The organism is Arthrobacter sp. D5-1 (assembly GCF_017357425.1).
Taxonomy (GTDB): domain Bacteria; phylum Actinomycetota; class Actinomycetes; order Actinomycetales; family Micrococcaceae; genus Arthrobacter.
Genome location: NZ_CP014571.1, coordinates 551,557 through 569,943, shown reverse-complemented (window position 1 = coordinate 569,943; position 18,387 = coordinate 551,557). Strand labels below are relative to the sequence as shown.

Annotated in this window: 20 protein-coding genes and 3 tRNA genes; 6 read left to right on the top strand and 17 right to left on the bottom strand. The window is 62.1% G+C overall.

What is annotated here, in order from left to right; translation table 11 throughout:
- Positions 1-13: 13 nt before the first annotated feature.
- The 4 genes from AYX22_RS02805 to AYX22_RS02790 form a co-directional block, all read right to left on the bottom strand.
- On the bottom strand, positions 14-976 hold the full coding sequence (locus AYX22_RS02805; RefSeq protein ID WP_089593429.1) for a carbohydrate ABC transporter permease: 963 nt from the start codon (positions 974-976) through the stop codon (positions 14-16).
- A complete protein-coding gene (locus tag AYX22_RS02800; protein WP_207596027.1) occupies positions 973-1,938 on the bottom strand; it encodes a sugar ABC transporter permease in 966 nt (321 codons plus the stop codon). The genes AYX22_RS02805 and AYX22_RS02800 overlap by 4 nt, the downstream gene beginning before the upstream one ends.
- Positions 1,939-2,034: 96 nt before the next feature.
- On the bottom strand, positions 2,035-3,381 hold the full coding sequence (locus AYX22_RS02795; protein WP_089593427.1) for an extracellular solute-binding protein: 1,347 nt from the start codon (positions 3,379-3,381) through the stop codon (positions 2,035-2,037).
- Between the two features lie 153 nt (positions 3,382-3,534).
- Positions 3,535-4,869 carry an ISL3 family transposase gene (locus AYX22_RS02790; RefSeq protein ID WP_231941989.1) on the bottom strand — a complete coding sequence of 445 codons (1,335 nt, stop codon included), beginning with the start codon at positions 4,867-4,869 and terminating at the stop codon, positions 3,535-3,537.
- Positions 4,870-5,087: 218 nt separating this feature from the next.
- Between AYX22_RS02790 and AYX22_RS02785 the strand changes: the two genes are divergently transcribed.
- Entirely contained in the window at positions 5,088-5,489 is a 402-nt protein-coding gene (locus AYX22_RS02785) for a helix-turn-helix transcriptional regulator (protein WP_207596026.1), read from the top strand.
- Positions 5,490-5,550: 61 nt separating this feature from the next.
- On the opposite strand, the gene AYX22_RS02780 is transcribed toward AYX22_RS02785, so the two are convergent.
- The 8 genes from AYX22_RS02780 to AYX22_RS02745 form a co-directional block, all read right to left on the bottom strand.
- Positions 5,551-6,195 carry a DNA alkylation repair protein gene (locus AYX22_RS02780; protein WP_242703608.1) on the bottom strand — a complete coding sequence of 215 codons (645 nt, stop codon included), beginning with the start codon at positions 6,193-6,195 and terminating at the stop codon, positions 5,551-5,553.
- A gap of 199 nt (positions 6,196-6,394) precedes the next feature.
- Positions 6,395-6,730 carry a hypothetical protein gene (locus AYX22_RS02775; protein WP_207596025.1) on the bottom strand — a complete coding sequence of 112 codons (336 nt, stop codon included), beginning with the start codon at positions 6,728-6,730 and terminating at the stop codon, positions 6,395-6,397.
- A gap of 99 nt (positions 6,731-6,829) precedes the next feature.
- A complete protein-coding gene (locus AYX22_RS02770; RefSeq protein WP_207596024.1) occupies positions 6,830-7,441 on the bottom strand; it encodes a hypothetical protein in 612 nt (203 codons plus the stop codon).
- On the bottom strand, positions 7,438-8,103 hold the full coding sequence (locus tag AYX22_RS02765; protein ID WP_207596023.1) for a DUF6286 domain-containing protein: 666 nt from the start codon (positions 8,101-8,103) through the stop codon (positions 7,438-7,440). The genes AYX22_RS02770 and AYX22_RS02765 overlap by 4 nt, the downstream gene beginning before the upstream one ends.
- Positions 8,100-8,480, bottom strand: a complete 381-nt coding sequence (locus AYX22_RS02760) for a hypothetical protein (protein WP_207596022.1) — start codon at positions 8,478-8,480, stop codon at positions 8,100-8,102. Before AYX22_RS02760 ends, AYX22_RS02765 begins: the two co-directional genes overlap by 4 nt.
- Positions 8,477-8,668 (bottom strand): DUF2273 domain-containing protein, encoded by a 192-nt coding sequence (locus AYX22_RS02755; RefSeq protein ID WP_089593421.1) that lies wholly within the window; start codon positions 8,666-8,668, stop codon positions 8,477-8,479. Before AYX22_RS02755 ends, AYX22_RS02760 begins: the two co-directional genes overlap by 4 nt.
- Positions 8,665-9,111, bottom strand: coding sequence for an Asp23/Gls24 family envelope stress response protein (locus tag AYX22_RS02750; RefSeq protein WP_207596021.1), 447 nt, complete (start codon positions 9,109-9,111; stop codon positions 8,665-8,667). Before AYX22_RS02750 ends, AYX22_RS02755 begins: the two co-directional genes overlap by 4 nt.
- Entirely contained in the window at positions 9,086-9,409 is a 324-nt protein-coding gene (locus tag AYX22_RS02745; RefSeq protein WP_207596020.1) for a hypothetical protein, read from the bottom strand. The genes AYX22_RS02750 and AYX22_RS02745 overlap by 26 nt, the downstream gene beginning before the upstream one ends.
- A gap of 279 nt (positions 9,410-9,688) precedes the next feature.
- On the opposite strand from AYX22_RS02745, the gene AYX22_RS02740 reads away from it, so the two are divergent.
- Positions 9,689-10,348: a DUF6318 family protein gene (locus AYX22_RS02740; RefSeq protein ID WP_207596019.1), complete on the top strand. Its 660-nt coding sequence runs from the start codon at positions 9,689-9,691 to the stop codon at positions 10,346-10,348.
- Positions 10,349-10,569: 221 nt separating this feature from the next.
- Positions 10,570-11,295 carry a PKD domain-containing protein gene (locus AYX22_RS02735; protein WP_242703498.1) on the top strand — a complete coding sequence of 242 codons (726 nt, stop codon included), beginning with the start codon at positions 10,570-10,572 and terminating at the stop codon, positions 11,293-11,295.
- A gap of 218 nt (positions 11,296-11,513) precedes the next feature.
- On the opposite strand, the gene AYX22_RS02730 is transcribed toward AYX22_RS02735, so the two are convergent.
- From AYX22_RS02730 to AYX22_RS02720, 3 genes are all read right to left on the bottom strand, one after another.
- Positions 11,514-11,589, bottom strand: a tRNA-Phe gene (locus AYX22_RS02730).
- A gap of 46 nt (positions 11,590-11,635) precedes the next feature.
- Positions 11,636-11,709 (bottom strand) — tRNA-Asp (locus AYX22_RS02725).
- A gap of 84 nt (positions 11,710-11,793) precedes the next feature.
- Positions 11,794-11,866 (bottom strand) — tRNA-Glu (locus tag AYX22_RS02720).
- 376 nt (positions 11,867-12,242) lie between these two features.
- Between AYX22_RS02720 and AYX22_RS02715 the strand changes: the two genes are divergently transcribed.
- The gene (locus AYX22_RS02715) at positions 12,243-13,196 is read left to right on the top strand and encodes a DMT family transporter (protein ID WP_207596017.1); all 954 of its coding nucleotides are present in this window, start codon (positions 12,243-12,245) and stop codon (positions 13,194-13,196) included.
- Here the strand turns inward: AYX22_RS02715 and AYX22_RS02710 are convergent.
- Positions 13,193-14,116, bottom strand: a complete 924-nt coding sequence (locus AYX22_RS02710) for a carbohydrate kinase (protein WP_207596016.1) — start codon at positions 14,114-14,116, stop codon at positions 13,193-13,195. The two genes, AYX22_RS02715 and AYX22_RS02710, sit on opposite strands and share 4 nt — an antisense overlap.
- Before the next feature lie 90 nt (positions 14,117-14,206).
- On the opposite strand from AYX22_RS02710, the gene AYX22_RS02705 reads away from it, so the two are divergent.
- Together AYX22_RS02705 and AYX22_RS02700 are read left to right on the top strand one after the other, a co-directional pair.
- Complete coding sequence (locus AYX22_RS02705) at positions 14,207-14,707, top strand: metallopeptidase family protein (protein WP_207596015.1); 501 nt, start codon at positions 14,207-14,209, stop codon at positions 14,705-14,707.
- Positions 14,708-14,717: 10 nt separating this feature from the next.
- A complete protein-coding gene (locus AYX22_RS02700; RefSeq protein ID WP_207596014.1) occupies positions 14,718-15,638 on the top strand; it encodes a cation diffusion facilitator family transporter in 921 nt (306 codons plus the stop codon).
- On the opposite strand, the gene AYX22_RS02695 is transcribed toward AYX22_RS02700, so the two are convergent.
- Positions 15,635-18,379 (bottom strand): PEP/pyruvate-binding domain-containing protein, encoded by a 2,745-nt coding sequence (locus AYX22_RS02695; RefSeq protein ID WP_207596013.1) that lies wholly within the window; start codon positions 18,377-18,379, stop codon positions 15,635-15,637. The genes AYX22_RS02700 and AYX22_RS02695 overlap by 4 nt on opposite strands.
- Positions 18,380-18,387: the final 8 nt, after the last annotated feature.

The window sequence follows — 18,387 nt, the reverse complement described above, 5'->3', positions numbered from 1 at the left end:
AAGCTTCAAATTTCTAGCCCTTAAGGCCGCCGGACAGCAGGCCGCGCACAAAGTAGCGCTGCAAGCCGAAGAAGACCAGCAGCGGGACAATGATGGAGACAAAGGCGGCCGCCGGGTTCAGGTAGTCCCTGGCTCCGCGGGTACCCGAGAGCTCCGCCAAGCGCTGCGTAATCGGAGCAACGTCCGCCGTGCCACCGGAGAACACCAACGCCACCAGGAGGTCATTCCAGACCCACAGGAATTGGAAGATCGCCAGCGAGGCAAGCGCCGGAACGGAGAGCGGCAGGATAATCCGCCAGAAGATGGTGCTGTGTCCGGCACCGTCCACCCTTGCTGCCTCGATGACTTCACCGGGAATTTCGGAGATGAAGTTGTGGAGCAGGAAGATGCCCAGCGGAAGGCCGAACATGGTGTGGGCGATCCACAGCTGCGCGTATGAACCAGCCGGGAGTTGCAAGGTCTGCGTGAAGAACTGCAGGAGCGGAATCAGCGCCATCTGGAGCGGAATGATCTGCAGGGCGAAGACGAAGATGAACAACGCATCGCGGCCCTTGAACTTTCCCCAAGCGAACACATAGGCGGCCATGGATGCCAGCACCAGCACGAAGATGGTGACCGGGATGACGATCGCTATGGAGTTGACGAAGTACTGGGAAAGGTTGGCTGACTGCGAACCCGCCGGGGTCAGGACGTCGGCGTAGTTCTTGAACGTGAACTGCCAGTCGACGAAGGCATTCCACCAGCCGTCGGACCGGGGACCGACCTGCTTGGCGGCAGGACGGAACGAGGTGACAAAGAGGCCGAACGTCGGCACAGACCATACGACGGCGATAATGACCGCTGCCGCCGTTGCCCACTTGGAGGTGAGCTTGGTCTTGACGCGCCGCATGATCGGCTGGGCGTCCTCTGTGGGGTCGGATCCAGGACGCTGCCGGGTGGCCTTCGAGGCCTCTTTCGGGGCTGGCGTGGCTGTCAATGGATCTCCCTTTGCTTGCGAAGGACTCGAGCGTTGTACACGACGATGGGCAGCACCATGAGGAACAGGATCAGGGCCAAAGCGGCACCACGTCCCGGCTCACCGGCGCGGAAGGCCTGCGTGTACATTTCGTTGGCGACCACGGACGTGTCGTAGTTTCCGGCGGTCATGGTCCGGACAATGTCGAAGACCTTCAGAGTGGCGATGGTAATGGTGGTCAGCACCACCACCAGGGCTCCACGGATGCCGGGAATGGTGACGTTGCGGAACTGCTGCCATGCGTTGGCACCATCCAAGCGGGCTGCCTCGATGAGTTCCACCGGAACACCCTTGATGGCCGCGGACAAGATCACCATGGCAAAACCGGTCTGGATCCAGACCATCACGATGATGAGGAAGATGGTGTTTTCCGGGGCATCCAGCAGGAACTGCTTGGGATCCATCCCCAAGGCAACCCTGAAGAAGTTAATGACACCGGTCTGCTCGATGTTGGGACCACGGTAGTCGTACACGAGCTTCCAAATGATGCCGGCACCCACGAAGGAAATTGCCATCGGCATGAAGACCAGCGACTTCAGCACCCGCTCGCCGCGGGCCTTGTCAATGAACACAGCGTAGGCAAGGCCAAAGCTCGTCGACAGCAGCGGAACCAGGACTGTCCAGATGACCGTGTTCCGGAGCGTGGTCAGAGCCTCGGGCTGCGTGAACATCCACACAAAGTTGTCGAATCCGTTGGCATTTCCGCCGGCGTCCGTAAAAGCGAGCATTGACGTGCGGATGGCCGGATAGACCAGGCCCACGAGCATAAGGATGGCGGCAGGAGCAAGGAAGCCTGCCACCGTGACCTTGTCTTTGACTGATTTAGGAGCCCTGTCCACCAGCAACATGATGAGGCCGATGACCGCTGCGAATATCGCCAGGGCTATCACTACTTGTAGGAGTTTTTCTCCAATAAATTCCATACCCAACCTCCGGGGCGTGAGTGAATCACTAAGTACCGGGAAAAGCACTGCCTCCCCGGCTGGGCAAACCAGCCAGGGGAGGCAGCACTTTGGGAGTTAGCTCTTAGGCCAGCTGGATTCGATGCTGTTGGCAACCTCCTGGGAGGACGTGCCGTTGATCCACTGCACAATGCCCTTCCAGAAGGAGTTGGAACCTACGGCACTCGGCATCAGGTCCGAGCCGTCGAAACGGAAGACGGTGTCCGGGTCCTGGAGGATCTGGACAGTCAGCTTGTCGAGGTCGGACTGGGCGTTGGCGGGATCCAGGCCCTTGTTGGCACTGACCACGCCGCCGAGCTTGACACGGTTGTTGGCGAAGTCGGCACTGGCCAGGTATGCCAGGAAGGACTGGACCTCAGGGGTGTCCTTGTAGGCGCCCACCATTTCGCCGCCACCGGTGACTGCTTTGCCCTTGCTTTCGTCGATCGGCGGAGTGATGAAGGCCCAGACATCGCCATCTTCAGCAACATTGGTTCCTGCAGGCCAGTTGGCGGCCTGGAAGTTGGCCTGGTGGTGCATGGCGCAGGTGCCGTCAAGGACCGGCTGGCCGGCCTGGGCAAAACCGGTGCTCAGGATCGAACGGACGTCACCGAAGCCGCCGTTAACCATGTCCTGGTTGAGCAGGATGTCGCCGGCCTTGTTGAAGGAATCGACGATCTTGGGGTCGTTGAACGGAATCTGATGGGTAATCCACTGGTCGTAGACCTCGGGGCCGTGTTCGCGCAGAACCACGTCCTCGATCCAGTCCGTGCCGGGCCAACCCGTAGCCTCACCGGATTCGAAACCAGCGCACCACGGTTTCATGTTCTTGTCATCCGCGGCGATCTTCTTGGACAGTTCGATCATTTCGTCCCAGGTCTTGGGGACTTCCCAGCCCTTGTCCTTGAAGGTCTTGGGCGCATACCAAACAAAACCCTTGACGTTGGCCAGCATCGGAGCGGCGTAGAACTTGCCGTCAACGGTGCCGTACTTCTTCCAGTCCGGGGACCAGTTCTTGTCCACGAGGTCGGAAACGGTCTGCGGAGCGGGCTTCAGGTAGCCGGCCCGGGCCTGGGTGGCAAGGAGGCCGGGCTGCGGGAAGATCCCGACATCGGGGGCGGTACCGGACTGGGCACGAACGCCGATCTGCGTTTCGAATTCCTTGCTGCCCTCGTACTTGATGGTGATGCCGGTGCAGTCTTCGAACTGCTTCCAGGATTCCTCGAGGTTGGTTGCCTCAATGTCTACGATCGTCGAATAGACGGAGACCGTCTTGCCGTCGTGCTTTCCGTAGCTTTCGTAAGCGGAGCAATCATCCGAGCCTGCGGTTGATCCCCCGCCGCCTCCATCTCCGCTACAGGCGGAAAGGGTAAGTGCCAGAACACCGGCGGCTGCGACCGGTAGCAGGTACTTGGTTTTCTTCATGCTAAAGACTCCTCGCTGAGTACAAGTGATTCGGCGGCGCAATTGATGTGGTGACGCTCACACTAGCTAGAACGGGCGCCAAAATGCAAGCGCTTACACCGAACGTAACCGGCTCTTCACGGTTCGTGGTGAACGTTCTGCCGTGAGGGATGTTCATGCCGCTGTTCTGGCGGCACTGCGCAACAGGATACGGGTTTTGTAGTTGCGTGCGTTGGTGAATCCCCGACCCGTCCTCTTTATGTGTTTTATCGCGGTGTTGTTGGCTTCCACTTTCGCGGTTGTCGCACCGGTGACAATGAGGACTTCGATCTCTTTCCACCACCGGCAGATTGTGCGCCACAGCCGGTTCGTCTCCGGCTGCGCGGCTCGCTCGACCAGGACCTGCAGCCGGTCCTTCGCGGCGGCAGCGTCGGCAAGAGAGCCGGTAGTCAGCAGGGCCCGGAGCTGTTCCTTGACCAGCCACGCGGCCTGCAGCTTCCCGGTGACATCGTCGGTCGCGAACACGTTGCTGAGCCTGTCCCGGGCCCGATCCGAGAGCGTGTCCCCGGCGCGCAGGAGCAGTCGCCGGTTGGCCCAGACCGGATCGATGGAGCGCCCCCGCCGACCATGGGTCTGCTGGGTGAGTCGTTGCCGGACTTCGGTGAGCATGTCGTTGCCGAGCTTGACCAGGTGGAACGCGTCGACTGAGACAGCGGTGCGTGGAAGCCACATCCGCAGGGCCTTGCGGAACGCCGCCGAGGGGTCGATGGCAACGACCTGCACGCCCAGCCGCCACTGAAGCGGGCGGGCGAACAGCCAGTCTCCTACCCCCTCGCTGTCGCGGCCGTCAACGATCCCGAGGACTTGTCCGGTGTCGAGATCGACGATGGTGGTCATCCAGGGTTCGTAGCGTTTCCAGGCCTTCGTGGCAGGGTCGCGGAAGAACCGCACGGACCGGTAGCGGTGTTCATCGATGCCGAGCATCCGCGGTGCCAGGGCATCGACATCGGGCAGCGTCAGCGCCGCGGAATCCAGTGCCCGCTGGACAAGCCACCACGAGACACCGAATGAAGAGGCAGCCTCGGCGGCGGCCCTCCCGGAACCGATCACGGCGGCCACCAGGGCCTCACGGAGCCGGCGGGTGGACCGTGCCCGGCGCGGTACCTCGGCTGTCTCCTCGGTGAATGTCCGGCGGGGGCACAGGTACTCATCGCAGAAGAACCTCCGCTTGGCCCAGACCACTTCGACCGGGCCGGCGACAGGGATGTCACGCAGGCGTTGTGACCGGCGTGAATGCACGCGGGTGCTGATCACGCCGCAGGACGGGCAGCCGGCCTCGGCGGTGGCCACGACGCGGATCCGTCGCTGCCCGAAGGCGAGGACCTCGGTGCCGGTGACCCGGTAGTCGGGCAGGTTGAAAATGGCGGTGGCAGCATCGGGGCGCGGCGAAGTAGGCTCGTTCAAGGCTCGTAGCTCCTGACTCTTGATGAATGCGTAGAGAACATCCATCACAGCAGGGCTACGAGCCCTTCAGATTTCAAGACACGGAACCTGTTTCACCATCAACCGCGAAGAGCCACGTAACCGCATCGATACCAAGTAACCTGCCGATCTCGAAGGGAAGGCTGCCGCGAGGCTCTGTTAAGGGGCATTTGAGTGGTCACCCCTGCCGGGCAGAGCCGGTTTCGATTTGGTTACCCAATGTTGCCTATGGAAAAATAGGAAGTGTGGATGAACTTGAAGCACTGCAGACCATCGGCCGATTGATCAAAGAAGAACGCTTGGCCCAGGGATTAAGCCAGGTTCAGTTGGCCAAGCAGGCAGGTACCGCCATCAAGACCGTCCGGACCCTGGAATCAGGAACGCGGCGCACCCAGGAAATCAACCAGCGCAAGCTTGAGCATGCGCTGGGATGGCGTGCAGGGTCCGTCTCAGAGGTCCTCAAGGGAAAATCGACGTTTGCTCCGGAAATGATCACTCCCGACGACATGCGCTCGGGAGACGAACCACGGCAGGGACCTCCGCGCGTCGCCGTCCCTGCAGCTCCCATTGCCCGGGCGTCTCACCTTTCCGACGAAGAACTCCTCGCTGAGCTCACGTACCGGATGATGCACCGTAACAGAGGCTGAATTCGGGCCGCCTCATTTACCGGTCTGGCTGAATTCGGGCCGCCTCATTTACCGGTCTGGCTCATTTACCAGCCTGGCGCCGTACCATCTCGTTGATCCAGCTGGGCGCAAACGGTGAGGTGCAGTTGGGCGGCGTGGGATAGTCCTTCAGGACCTCCAAACGCTCACCGATGTCCAGGGCCCTGGCCCGGTGTTCCGGAAATTCAATCCCGATCATGGCAAGGCATTGGTTCATGGCCCACTGGAGCCGGTCCGGCGAGTCCTTCATGGTGGCCTCGATAATGTCCAGCAGGACCACAGTGTCCAGTCCGTCTGGCTTCTTAACAACACGTTCCGATGTCAGTGCCCACCCAGCGCTGGCCACCACAGGATCGGCGTCGGCAAACCAGGCCACCCTCAGCGCTTCGGAGTGCGGACTCTTTTTGACAACGTAATTCACCAGCCAGTCGTGCACCTTGGGGGTCCGTGCTTCCCGGAGCATGCTATCCAACTCGTCCCGCTCAAAGGCCTTGGGACGGCAGATCAGCAGGGACAAAAGCCTGGCCGCGGTGTCACCCGTGGCCCACAATTCACGCGATAGCTCCTGCTGCGTTTTCAGTCGCTTCGCGACGGCGCGCAACTTGCTGAGGTTCACCCCGTGGTCGTCGCCGTGTTTTTCGTTGATTTCCCGCGCACGGGGCTCTTCCAGCGCCGCCAACTCGGCCATGAGCCCGGCCACCGTGGTGTCGAGCACCGTTGTTCCAGCCACTGCGCTCTCCCGTCCATAGCGTAAGGACCTCAGGTTACTAGGTTCGTGCCGGGTTGCCAGGTTCGAACCGGCCGTTGGACCCGAACAGCGTGATGGCAGTCCACTTCCGCGCGGAATTCCGCGGCGGCTGCGAACTGCCATCCCGTTTGTGGAATTGCTACTTGTCGCCCTTCAGCAAACCGGCAATTTTCGAACCCAGTTCTTTGACGTTTTCGGCGACATCTCCGGCAATTTCCTTGGATTTCTCCGCGACGTCCCCCGCTAATTCCTTGGCGTTTTCTCCCACATCGCCGGAGAAGAATTCTTTGACATTTTCAGCAGCGTCACCTGCGAATTCCTTAACATTACCAGCAGCATCACCGGCGAATTCCTTGACGTTCTCTACAGCTTCACCCGCGAATTCCTTGGCATTCCCAAGCACTTGACCTGCCGTATCCTTGGCGTTTCCTGCTGCGCCGTTCACCGCTTCGGCTCCCGTGGTCTCTTCACTCATGGTGTTCTCCTCTTTACGGTCGGATATGTGACGTAGCGTGCCAATGGAGGTTTTCCCCCTTGGATTCAACTTATGGGCTTGGGGTTGCATTCTGCAATATCAGCGGACCCGCTCCGCCTTGGTAAACCTGGACCGGGCACCGGAAACCATATGTACCAGCACTGGGGTTTTTTGGCCGATGACCAGGTCCAATGCTTCAACCAGCTGTGATATCTCAGCGGCCAGTAGGTGCGGCGCAACTCCTTGCCTGGGTTGAATGCGGATGCGCAGGCCTGGCCTTCCCCGTACCTCATAGGTTGCCACCGAGGCGGCCGCGAGGTCGGTCCTCCCAGCGAGTGCCGCCCGCAGCGCTTGCTCGGCGACGCCGCCACCGATCCGTACTTCTCCGTTGATGTGGCTGTCGTCATCGCTGGCGACCAGGAGGTTGGCCCGGCCCTTACCTTGCTGCGAGAGCCAGGCGATCATGGCGATGATGATGGCCACCAGGACGGCCCCGGCCACAATCCACAACCAGCTTTCCTCACGACCGGGGAAGCGCGTTTGGCGGAAGGCATTTTCCATCCCTGCCCAGGCAGCGGCGGACCAGCCATGCCACCAAGCCGCGACCGCGGGCACGGTGGCCAGCAGCAGGAGAAGCACTCCTACGGCCAGGAGTTTCGCTCCGATGATGAACAACAGCACACGGTTAAGAGCCCGCGGTGTTCCGTTCACGCGCCAATCACCCCCGACGACGCCAGGTTGACCCGCACAGAAGGCATCGGTACGGGAGACATCTCTTCAAGTTCCGCTTGCACAGCTGCCAGCACCGCCTCCTCGCTCACCCGGCTGCCAGACGTAGGCCTCACATTGACCACCACCAGCTGCCGGGAAACGATCACCATGACCTGTTCCTGGGTAACGTTCGCAGCAGTTCGTGCCCGACGTGCCAGCGCTGAGGCGAGTACTTCGTCATCAACCACGACGGCGGTACGCGCGTCCCTGAGCAGATGACGGGCACGCCTGCCGGGCAACACTGCGAGCAGGAAGAAGAACAATCCCACCATGGCAACTACGGCGCCACTGGCACCAAGCAACAGTGGGGAAATACCTTCAGGGAGAGCGATGATGCGCCCAGCCGCAGTGGTGGGATCGATCAGCCACGGTGGTTGACCGATTGCCCGCACGCCTGCCTCGAGCAGGGCATAGAGGCAGAGAACGATGACCAGGACGGCGGCAATGGCGGCAGCAGCGGCCCGGGAAGAGTGGGTTTCACGGCGCAGGATTCGGCTCATTTCGGGGTCTTCGCCGGCCACCGGTCCAGCTCCTGCAAATCCCTCCAACTGAGCTTGCTGATCCCGGGTTTTACGGTCCTGGGTTTCCTGGTCCTGTGTCACTGAACGCGGCCTCCCTCCGTGATGTGGGCTCCGCTGATCCTGATGTCCACCCTGCTTAACTGGGATCCGCTGAGTCGTGTGACCGTTTCAAGAACAGCGGCCTTGGCAGCAACTGCACGGTCCCAGATGGAGCCGCCGAAGCCTTGGACGCGCGACGGGTCCCGCAGGACCTCGGTCAAAGCCGGGATGCTGATGGGTGCCACGATCGACAAAGCCAGCAGGCCGTCGTCGTCCGCCCAATCAGCGCGGATGTCATGGGCCTCAACGCCGAGAGCCTCGGAGGCGGCGGCGCGCGCCAAGGATGTCAAAGCCTGGGTACTGATCCGGTTGTGGCCGGCCAGGCTGCTGGTGGAGTCCACAGCCTCAGCCACGCTCATGACGAAGAGCGCCGGCCCGTAATGGCGTCCAGGACGCTGCGGAGATCCAGTTTTCCGTCGGCGGCCCTGCCGAGCAGCGCTCCGATGCCCATGAAGAGCAGTGAGATCAGGAATCCCCACAGTCCAAAGGAAAGGGACATGAATGCTACGAAGGCGCCGATCGCGATTCCAACAACGGTCATGCTCACTGGAGTACCTCCCTTTCCATGACGGCTGGCTTGCTTCCCGCAGGTTTGACCGGCGGAGCCACGTAGACGTCATTGATCTCGATGTTGACCTCAATGACCTGGAGGCCCACAAGTTCTTCAACAGCGCGGAAAACGGCACTCCGGACCTGGTTGGCAACAGTGTGCAGGGGGTGCCCGTAGAGGGCAACGAGATTGATGTCCACGGCTACTTGGGTCTCGCCGACTTCCGCGCGCACGCCTGCTGCGTGGTCGGAACTCCCGACGGCGTCGCGGATCGCACCGAGCGCACGGGACGGACCCGAACCCAACGAGTAGACGCCCGGTACCGTGCGGGCCGCAATGCCGGCAACCTTGGCAACCGCCGCCTCGGAGATGATGGTGCGTCCAGTACCCAGGATCTCGCCCCCGGGCACAGGATCAAGCTGCACGTTCTGGTCTTCCATGGAGCACTCCCCTTCTCTTGAGTACCACCCTAGCGTCTAGCTCCGACGCTTTGGGAGAAGCGTCGGAGAGAAGGGAGTGCGCGCGGCGGCGACTACTGGCAGTTCTTTCCATCCAGTCCTGGATAGGCTTCATCAGCTCTTCGAACTGCCCGTCACCATACTTGCTGAGGTCCGAGCCGGCTGCCTCCGTGAAGGCCCTCAACTTTTCGACAGACGCCTTCAACTCTTCCCGCACTTTGCCCTGCGTCCGGGACGGTTCCTGCTTAGCTTTTTCGATGTCCTCCGGGTTGCCGCCCACAGCCCCGCCAACTGTGGTTGGGGCAGAGCTGGTGCCCACTTCCGCAGCCGGAGCCGCCGACGACGCATTGGGTGACGACCGCGCAAGAGGTGCCGGCATCGAACAGGCACTGAGCGTGAGGGTGGCAGCGAGAAGGGCCGGTGAGGTCAGAATAGGCCCAGCGCCCTGCTGTGAACGGAGCAGGGTTATCCACAACGCCCCATTCGTGACTGTCTTGGGCTCCATTGCCCCACCTAGACTGGCCGACACACCGCCAAAACAGCTGCTGGGGAGCCTGTCATGCCACGCCTATCGTTTGCCACTTTTCTTGTAGTCCTGGCCCTTCTCCTCACGGGTTGCCAAGGCGCCTCTACGCCCAGCGGCCCACCCTCCGAAACAGGCTCGACGACGGCGTCTCCCACAATAAGCACTGCCGCTCCGGCAGCTTCGGCTACTCCGGGCACCCCGGGTAGCCCGCCAGCGTCCGCCGTGTACAAACCCGCGGATGCCAAAGGAAAAGCGCAGAACGTGCCGGTCCCCGTGATGCCCGAGTTGGCGAAGGAGTACTCGAAGGCGGGGCTGGAAGCGTTCATTGGGTACTGGTACGCGACGTACTCCTACGCAACAGAAACTGGCGACCTAACTGCATGGATAGCGTCCACAGACACAACTACAGAGTCGGGCGCTGCGTACAAGAAGGCTGTAGAGCTCAATTACATAAATGGGCGCTGGGTAGTGGGCGGCCGGATAACCACTCCGGTCATAGAAGTCCTCTGGAAAGAGGCGTCAGACCAACAGTCGGCAAAAGTGCAGGTGCTCCAAGAGCGCATTCAGTACTTCGATGCAGACGGTAGCTCGGGGCAGGAAATGACGCCCGCGTACAACACTGCCGAGGCGGTCATGCTCAGCTATCGGGACGGCAAGTGGCAGGTCACCGACAACGGACTGATTGTCGGTTAGCTGTGAAGCCATTTGGATGGAGCCATGTCTTCCTCGCCGCCATAACCGCGCACGCTGTTCTCGAAGGTCCCTCGGCGTTTGCAAAAGATGAACCTCGAGTCAGCATCGGAAAACACGACACGGCCATTAATATCAACGCAAAGTTCACCATCGATCCAGTAACCGGTAGGCCCTCAATGAATCTGGGTTCGCCTGCCGCCACGGAGGATCCAAATCAGTACATGGCCGATGTTCATTGCCGTGCCGATGGGCCCGACACCAAGGACCCCGGTTGCGATGCCCTCGAGTGTCCAGCCACCGCATCCAACAGCGAAACAGGCACCCCGGTCATCTGGAAGGAAGCCCCCAAAGCCATTACCAACCCAGGCTGGACAGACTGGATCCCGGTCAGCGGACCCACCTGTCTCTACGACGCCCAGCCCGAGAACGTCCTGGCCAACATCGCCGCCCGCATCCTGACCGACTTCCAACAACTACCCGTCAACCCAGGAACCCTCGAAGCCCAACCGTTCCCGCACACCCTCAAAGGCGGACCCACCAACTTCTACACCACCACCGCAGAACAAGGCTTCGACATCACCATCCTCGGCCAAGCAGTCCACCTCACCGCAACACCGGCCAACTACACCTACACCTTCGGCGACGGCACCGCGCTCGGCCCCACCCCGGTGGCCGGCTACTCCATCCCCGAAACCGACTGGCTCAGCAGCGAGACCCGCACCAGCCACATCTACACCGAAACCGGCAACTATCAGGCCACCCTCACCACCAGCTTCACCGGCACCTACTCCGTCAACAACGGCCCACCCCTACCCATCAACGGAACCCTCCACATCACCACGCCGGCCAAAACCATCCACGTCTGGAAAACAGAAAGAGCACTCGTCGCCGACACCTGCCAGGAAAACCCCAACTCCTGGGGCTGCCCAGGCGCGAACACCGACTAATAAAGTGAGTGTGCGAAGCGCGTGGGCGGAGGTAGAGGGCAGTCTTCGTGCCGTCTCGACTTACTTTGAGCGGCTATGACCTTTGACACGCTGAGAATTACGGTGCGTCGGCTTCTGCGACGAATCAAGGCGAATCAAAGTGGGTGGCACCGGTACACGCACTCGCTCATCGGGTTAAAGAAGAAAAGCACCAGTTCCAAAGAACTGATGCTTCCCAGTGGTGGCTCCGACCGGCGTCGATCCGGTGACCTTTCGATTTTCAGTCGAACGCTCTACCAACTGAGCTACAGAGCCTAGGTGACATGTCACCTTGAGAACCGAATTTCTCCGGCGCTCAGAGCGACCCTGACGGGACTTGAACCCGCGACCTCCGCCGTGACAGGGCGGCGCGCTAACCAACTGCGCTACAGGGCCTTGCGTTTGCAGTATCTCTACCGCGTTTTTTTCAAGGCTTCTAGCTTACCAGACTTTTTTCATCCGGTTTACCACTTCCTTGCGTACCCCCAACGGGATTCGAACCCGTGCCGCCGCCGTGAAAGGGCGGTGTCCTAGGCCGCTAGACGATGGGGGCCTGAACTCAATTCGGATTTCGCAAAAGAAAAGCGACGCTTTACGCGTTCTTTCCGTGTCTCGCTCGTCCGAACTGGACTCTAAAACTTTAGAGCATAGATGGCGATATTCCCAAATCGAGGTCTGCTGGCCGTCCAGGGCTACCAGCTTGGGTTCCGTCGAGGGGCGTGATCTCACCTCTAAAAGCGCACCCAAAGAGTCGAAAGCTCAGCCCTCGGCAACGCACCCAAAGAGTCGAAAGCTCACCCCTCGGCAACGCGCACCACATCAACCGCACCCGCTCTCCGGAGGTGGTCCGCAAACATTGGCAGGATCTTGCCCTGACGCGTCCGAAAACCGCCAGCCGCGCCCGGAGCATGGCGGATAGATTTGGCTCTATGACAACCACTTCCCCGGCCGAACCCAGCCAGCCTTCCCCGGACCTGCCCCAGCGCACCACCCCTGCGCCCGGAGCAGCCATGAGCAAGCTCGGCATCGCCGCCGTGATCGTCACCGTGATCCTTTGGGCTTCGGCGTTCGTGGGCATCCGCGCCGTCGGCCCCAGCTTCTCCCCCGGATCCTTGACGCTGGGACGTTTGGCAGTTGCCGCCGTCGTGCTTGGAATCGTGGTGCTGCCGACGCTGAAGGTGTGGCCGAGCGGCCGGGAGTGGTTGCCGATCGTGGCCTACGGAGTGATGTGGTTCGGTGGTTACAACGTGGCCCTGAACGCGGCGGAACACATGCTCGATGCCGGCACCAGCGCCATGCTGATCAACGTCTCCCCGATCCTGATCGCGATCCTTGCCGGGATCTTCCTCAAGGAGGGCTTTCCCCGCTGGCTGCTGATCGGCAGCGGGGTGGCGTTCTGTGGCGTTGCGATGATCGCGCTGGGTTCCGGACAACGCTCGACGGCGGACGTCGCCGGCGTGCTGTTGTGCTTGCTTGCCGCTGTGCTCGCCTCGGTGAGCGCGATCCTCCAGAAACCCGTGCTCCGTAAGTTCACCGCAGGGCAGGCAACGTGGTTCGGCATCATGGTGGGCGCCATCTGCTGCCTGCCGTGGACCGGGCAGCTGATTTCCGAAGTCCAGGCGGCGCCGCTCCCGGCAACGCTCGGCCTGGTCTACTTGGGGATCTTTCCGACGGCCATCGCTTTCACCACCTGGGCGTACGCTTTGTCCCTCATCTCGGCCGGAAAGCTCGCCGCCACCACGTACCTGGTTCCGGGTACCACCATTGTGATTTCGTGGGCAGTGCTACAGGAAGTCCCCACCATCTGGGGGCTGATCGGTGGCGTGGTGTGCCTGATCGGCGTGGGCCTGACCCGGCGCCGGACGCGCCAGCCGCTCCGTTAGCGGGCCATTCCCACCAAAAGTTCGCGGTGTGTGGGCGGATTGGCACCAGGGCGGCCGACGGCGATGGAGGCCGCCATGGAGGCAATGGTGCCGATCCGCTCCATGACGGTGGGCGCCAGTCCGTCGCTTCCCCGCAGGAGCAGCCCCATGATCAGCGCTGCCATATAGGAATCGCCCGCGCCAATAGTGTCCGCCACTGTGGCCGGGACGGCCGGTACGTTGAGCTGTATGTGCCGCGTAGCCATGAGTGAGCCCTTGACTCCCTGTGTCACTACAACCAACCCGGTGCCCAGTGAAAGGAGGTGGTTCGCAGTCTCCTCAAGCGCCTTGCCCGGGTACAGCCAGCGGGCATCGGTGCCGCTGAGCTTCACGACGTCGGTCAGCGGGACTATTTCCTCGAAGAGCGCCAGGGCCTCCTGGTGGCTTCCGAGGAGGTCGGCGCGGATGTTCGGGTCGTACGTCACCATGCACCCACCCTGCGCCTGCTCCAGCAAGCTCCGCACCACGCTTGCGCCGGGCTCCAGGAACGTGGCGATGGATCCCGTGTGCAGGATCCTCGGAGCGTAAGGGAGGGCAAGAGGCGCCAAGGCCCAGTCAATGTCGAAGGTGTAGTCAGCTGAACCGTCCGCAGCTATCCGGGCTGTCGCCGTCGCGGTCTTGCCCGCAGACATGGAACCGGGCAACAGCACCACGCCCGCACTGTGCAGATGCGAAGCGATGGCGTCACCCCTGGCATCGCGGCCAATCGCTGTCAGCAGTCCGGTCTTGACGTCCAATCGGCCCAGACCGAAGGCGACATTGGCCGGCGAGCCGCCGGGATACTCCACCTGCCCATCGGCAGACTGCACGATGTCGATCAACGCCTCACCGACAACTACGACGTCGAGGGGTTCAGGCGCGAGGGAAGAGGTGCCGGTCATGCGGTTCCTGTGTCTGTCGAAGAGGATTGACTTTTAGTATCTCTCATCACACACCGCGCCGATGCTGCCTGAGCGGACTAAAGTCAGATCATGCCCGCGAATCTTCCACCCGGCTTGCCCATAGTTCCGGACGGCGAGCGCCCTTCATCGCCGCTCCGGGAACGGAATGCGGTGCACAGTCCTGTTGAGCACACCGCCGCGGACGAAGCCCACAGTGCCGCGCCTTTCGAGATGTCTCCCGAAGAATTTGAAGAGGCCGTCAGCGACGCCCTCCAATTGATCCCACCCAAAGCGGCCAGTGCCATGGACAACGTGGCCATCTTCATCGAAGACGACTACACGCCGCAACCGGGCGAAGATCAGGACACTGTGCTGTTGGGACTCTACGAGGGCGTCCCCTTGACTGAACGCGATTCCTGGTGGGAAGCCGGTTCACTGCCGGACCGGATCACCATCTTCAGGCAGCCGATCCTGGACATCTGCAGCACGCGCGAAGAAGTCATCGATGAAGTCGCCATCACGGTGGTCCACGAGATCGCGCACCACTTCGGGATCGACGACGACCGTCTGCACGAACTCGGCTGGGGCTAGCCTTATAGACATGGGGCACGACCACAACCACTCACACGGAATCACAGCAACCGGCAAGCATCGGAAGCGGCTCATCGCCGTCCTGGCCATCACCCTAGGCGTGGTGGGCATCCAGGTGGTTGGCGCCGTCGTGTCTGGATCCTTGGCTTTGCTGGCTGATGCCGGCCACATGCTCTCTGATGCCGCGGGCGTCTTCATCGCGCTGATGGCGGCTTGGATTGCCACCCGTCCAGCCAGTGACCAGCGGACGTACGGGTACCAGCGGGCCGAAGTACTGGCTGCCCTGGCGAACGCGTTGATCCTCATCGTGATCGCGGTGGTGATCATGATCGAAGCCATCCGCCGCTTCGGGGAATCCCCGGAGATCCATACGGACGTCATGCTGTGGGCCGCTATTTTGGGTGCCGTGGCCAATCTTGTCTCGCTCCTGATCCTGCAGGGCGCGCAGAAGGAAAGCCTCAATGTACGTGGTGCCTACCTTGAGGTCCTCGGTGACCTTCTGGGCTCCATTGCGGTCATTGTGGCGGCCATCGTCATCATGACCACAGGCTTCAGCGCTGCCGACCCCATAGCATCGGTGTTGATCGCAGTGATGATCATCCCCCGCGCCTGGCATCTGCTTCGCGACGTGGTGGACGTCCTCTTGGAGGCCACGCCGAAGGGCGTGGACGTGAACATGATCCGCGAGCACATCATTGCCGTGGATGGTGTGGTGGAAGCCCACGACATCCACATCTGGACCATCACTTCCGGCGTCCCCGTGTTCTCAGCCCACGTTGTGGTGGAAGACGAAGTCCTCAACGCCAGTGGGGCGGACAGCATCCTTGACCAGTTGGGGTCCTGCCTCGGCCGTCACTTCGACACCGAGCATTGCACCTTCCAGCTGGAGCCGGTGAGCCACTCGGAACACGAGTCGCACCAGCACGCCTAGCTGGTCCCACCACCCGCGCCCTCAACCGCCACCGTCCCTGCGGCGCCGTCCACGGTAACGCGTTGACCCGTGCTGATTCGCGATGTGGCGTCCGGAACCCCCACGACGGCGGGGATGCCGTACTCACGGGCCACCACCGCGCCGTGGGAGTTGGGCCCACCCATCTCCATGACCAACCCTCCGGCCGTGAGGAACAACGGCGTCCAGCCGGGGTCCGTTGACGGTGCTACGAGGATTTCTCCGGGAGCCAAGTGCGCGCCAACGGGGTCCATGATGACTCTCGCAGGAGCTGTGACCTGTCCCGTCGACGCCGGACTGCCAGACAAGGTGCCCGGGCGCTGGGGCCCGCTGATCCCGGGTGCGGCTTCCGGTTCGGTGCCATCTGACATCAGCACCCTCGGTATGCGCCTCCGCAGCAGTTCCTGCCCATAGGCGGCGCGTCGCTCAGCAACCAATTCCTGCAGGTCATCTCCGGCCAGTGCGGTCTCGGCTTCGTCGAGGTCCAGGAAAAAGATGTCCTCGGGGCGTTCGATCCGGTGCGCTGCGGCAAGCTCATTGCCGATGAGAAGCAACTGCTTCCGCGCAACGGATAGACCCAGGACCAGGTTGTACTTGGGCAACTCGCGCAGTCCAGCGAACCTCCGTGTGCGATCCAACGCCATGCCAACCACCGCCGCGTGCAACGGGCTCTTTGTCCTGGCCCGCGCTACGAAACGGGCTACCTGTTCATCGGCGTCGCGGGCTGCCCGCGTGAACTGCTGGTCCGGCGTCTCTGAGCCGTCCGCGAGCCTCAAATAGTTGGTGACGACGCCAAGAATGTGGGTGGGATCGTCTGACCAGCGCGGCATGCCCAGGTCGATCTCGGCGACGGCCCGGTGCCCGAAGGTGCCCAGGAACGAGCTCAATCCTGCTTGGGCAACGGCGGGGAGCTTTTCGTCCCGATACAGTTCCGTCAGTTCGTCCGCCGTTCGACCGGTCATGGAGGCAACGGCGTCGGGGTCTTTCCTCATCTGCGCCGCAAGCTGCCACAGGGCCAGGTCCATCTCGGTAGTGACGTTGTTGGGAAGGCCACGGATCACCGTTTGGAGTTCGCTGTACGAAGCTTGATCCCCCAGGAGCTTCTTGGTCAGCGCCAGCATGGCGAAGCCCAGCGCGGGAAGGGGCAGCACCTGTGGGACGGTGGCAAAAACTTCTTCCCCGAGGATTCGCTGGACGTGGCCGATCCGCTGATGGGCTGTTGCTTGCTGCGGGACGGCCAAGGTGCTGCGCAGATCGGAGCGGAGTTTCTCCACGCGTTTCAATGCCGATGCCGGGCGGAACAGGCCACGGAACAGCGACTCAGGAACCCGGTACTTGGCCGCAACCGGAGCAACGTGGCGAATCAGTTTCAAAGGAGTCCTGGTGGTCACTGTGAAACGTGGATCGTCAAAGAGGCCACGTATCAGAACGGCCGAGCGGGCCTCCATGAGGTCGAAAACCCGGGGCACGATCGCCCGGCCGACCCTGCTCCGCACCACCGCTGTGAGGTCGAAGAAGATGCGCTGCCCCGCCTCGTAGTAAGGCGACGGGCCGGACCGGGGATCCGGAACATCGAATGCCGCGGTCCTGGCGACGGAGGAAGCGATGAGCCGGATCGCGGCCAAACCCATGGGGGTCAATGGTCGGGTGAGGCCCTGGGCGAGGCTGAAGTTCAGGAAGGCGTGCTCGCCCGGAACGGAAGGCACGCGCGTGGTTTGCGGGTACAGGGTAGTGACGGGCCGTGCTTGGGTGAGCCACAATTTTCCCTCATGGTCCATGGCCCACTCGGTGTCCTGCGGGGCTCCGTAGTGCGACTGGACCTCGCGTCCCAAGTCCACGAGTTCCAACACCTGGTGATCACTGAGGCAGGGCTGAGGATATGCATCGCCGGGTTGGTCCGGGGAGGACCCGGTGCTGCGTTCAATGCGTTCCGTGCCACCGCCAGGGATCGCCGTGATCTCCACTTTCCTGTCCCCCACGGTCCTTTTCACTATGGCACCGCGACGAACATCCACCACGTACTGATCCGGATTCACGGCTCCGGAAACGACAGCCTCTCCCAAGCCCGGGCTGGCGTCAATCACTGTCTCGTGCCGGTTTCCCGTCACCGGGTTGGCAGTGAACATGACTCCGGCGACAGCTGAGTCCACCATCTCCTGCGCGACTACAGCCAAGGTGACCGATGCGTGATCGATCCCGTTGACGGTCCTGTAAGTCACGGCACGGTCTGTCCACAGCGACGCCCAGCAGCGGCTCACAGCCTCCAGGACAGAGTCAGCGCCCACCACGTTCAGGAAGGTGTCCTGCTGACCGGCGAAACTCGCGAAAGCCAGGTCCTCCGCGGTAGCTGAGGACCTGACGGCAACCGGGACGTCCTCCCCCAGCTGCTGGTAGGCGGACCGCACCGCTTCGGCGATACGGTAGGGAATGCCGGCGTCGAGCACCAAGGACCGCGCGCGGGCGGCAAGCCCGTTCAGCTGGTCCAACTGGTCCAACTGGGAAGCGTCCGCCTCCTTCAGTGCCGCAAGGACCTCGTCCAGGCCAATGGCCGAAAGGGAATGCCGGTAGGCGGCGGTGGTCAGGCAGAATCCGGGTGGTACGGGCAGTCCGGCACGGGCAAGCTCGCCCAGGTTGGCTGCCTTTCCCCCCACCTCCGGAAGCATGGCCCCACTGATGCCAGCGATGTCCAGAATAAATTCCCCGCTGGGCTGTTGGACATCCATGGCGCAGT

Bases quoted from the DNA above. Each gene is read 5' to 3' on its own strand.
- AYX22_RS02800 (WP_207596027.1), bottom strand. From the start codon at position 1,938: ATGGAATTTATTGGAGAAAAACTCCTACAAGTAGTGATAGCCCTGGCG.
- AYX22_RS02795 (WP_089593427.1), bottom strand. From the start codon at position 3,381: ATGAAGAAAACCAAGTACCTGCTACCGGTCGCAGCCGCCGGTGTTCTG.
- AYX22_RS02790 (WP_231941989.1), bottom strand. From the start codon at position 4,869: ATGGATGTTCTCTACGCATTCATCAAGAGTCAGGAGCTACGAGCCTTG.
- AYX22_RS02780 (WP_242703608.1), bottom strand. From the start codon at position 6,195: ATGGCCGAGTTGGCGGCGCTGGAAGAGCCCCGTGCGCGGGAAATCAAC.
- AYX22_RS02775 (WP_207596025.1), bottom strand. From the start codon at position 6,730: ATGAGTGAAGAGACCACGGGAGCCGAAGCGGTGAACGGCGCAGCAGGA.
- AYX22_RS02760 (WP_207596022.1), bottom strand. From the start codon at position 8,480: ATGAGCGTGGCTGAGGCTGTGGACTCCACCAGCAGCCTGGCCGGCCAC.
- AYX22_RS02750 (WP_207596021.1), bottom strand. From the start codon at position 9,111: ATGGAAGACCAGAACGTGCAGCTTGATCCTGTGCCCGGGGGCGAGATC.
- AYX22_RS02740 (WP_207596019.1), top strand. From the start codon at position 9,689: ATGCCACGCCTATCGTTTGCCACTTTTCTTGTAGTCCTGGCCCTTCTC.
- AYX22_RS02735 (WP_242703498.1), top strand. From the start codon at position 10,570: ATGGCCGATGTTCATTGCCGTGCCGATGGGCCCGACACCAAGGACCCC.
- AYX22_RS02715 (WP_207596017.1), top strand. From the start codon at position 12,243: ATGACAACCACTTCCCCGGCCGAACCCAGCCAGCCTTCCCCGGACCTG.
- AYX22_RS02710 (WP_207596016.1), bottom strand. From the start codon at position 14,116: ATGACCGGCACCTCTTCCCTCGCGCCTGAACCCCTCGACGTCGTAGTT.
- AYX22_RS02705 (WP_207596015.1), top strand. From the start codon at position 14,207: ATGCCCGCGAATCTTCCACCCGGCTTGCCCATAGTTCCGGACGGCGAG.
- AYX22_RS02700 (WP_207596014.1), top strand. From the start codon at position 14,718: ATGGGGCACGACCACAACCACTCACACGGAATCACAGCAACCGGCAAG.
- AYX22_RS02695 (WP_207596013.1), bottom strand. From the start codon at position 18,379: ATGGATGTCCAACAGCCCAGCGGGGAATTTATTCTGGACATCGCTGGC.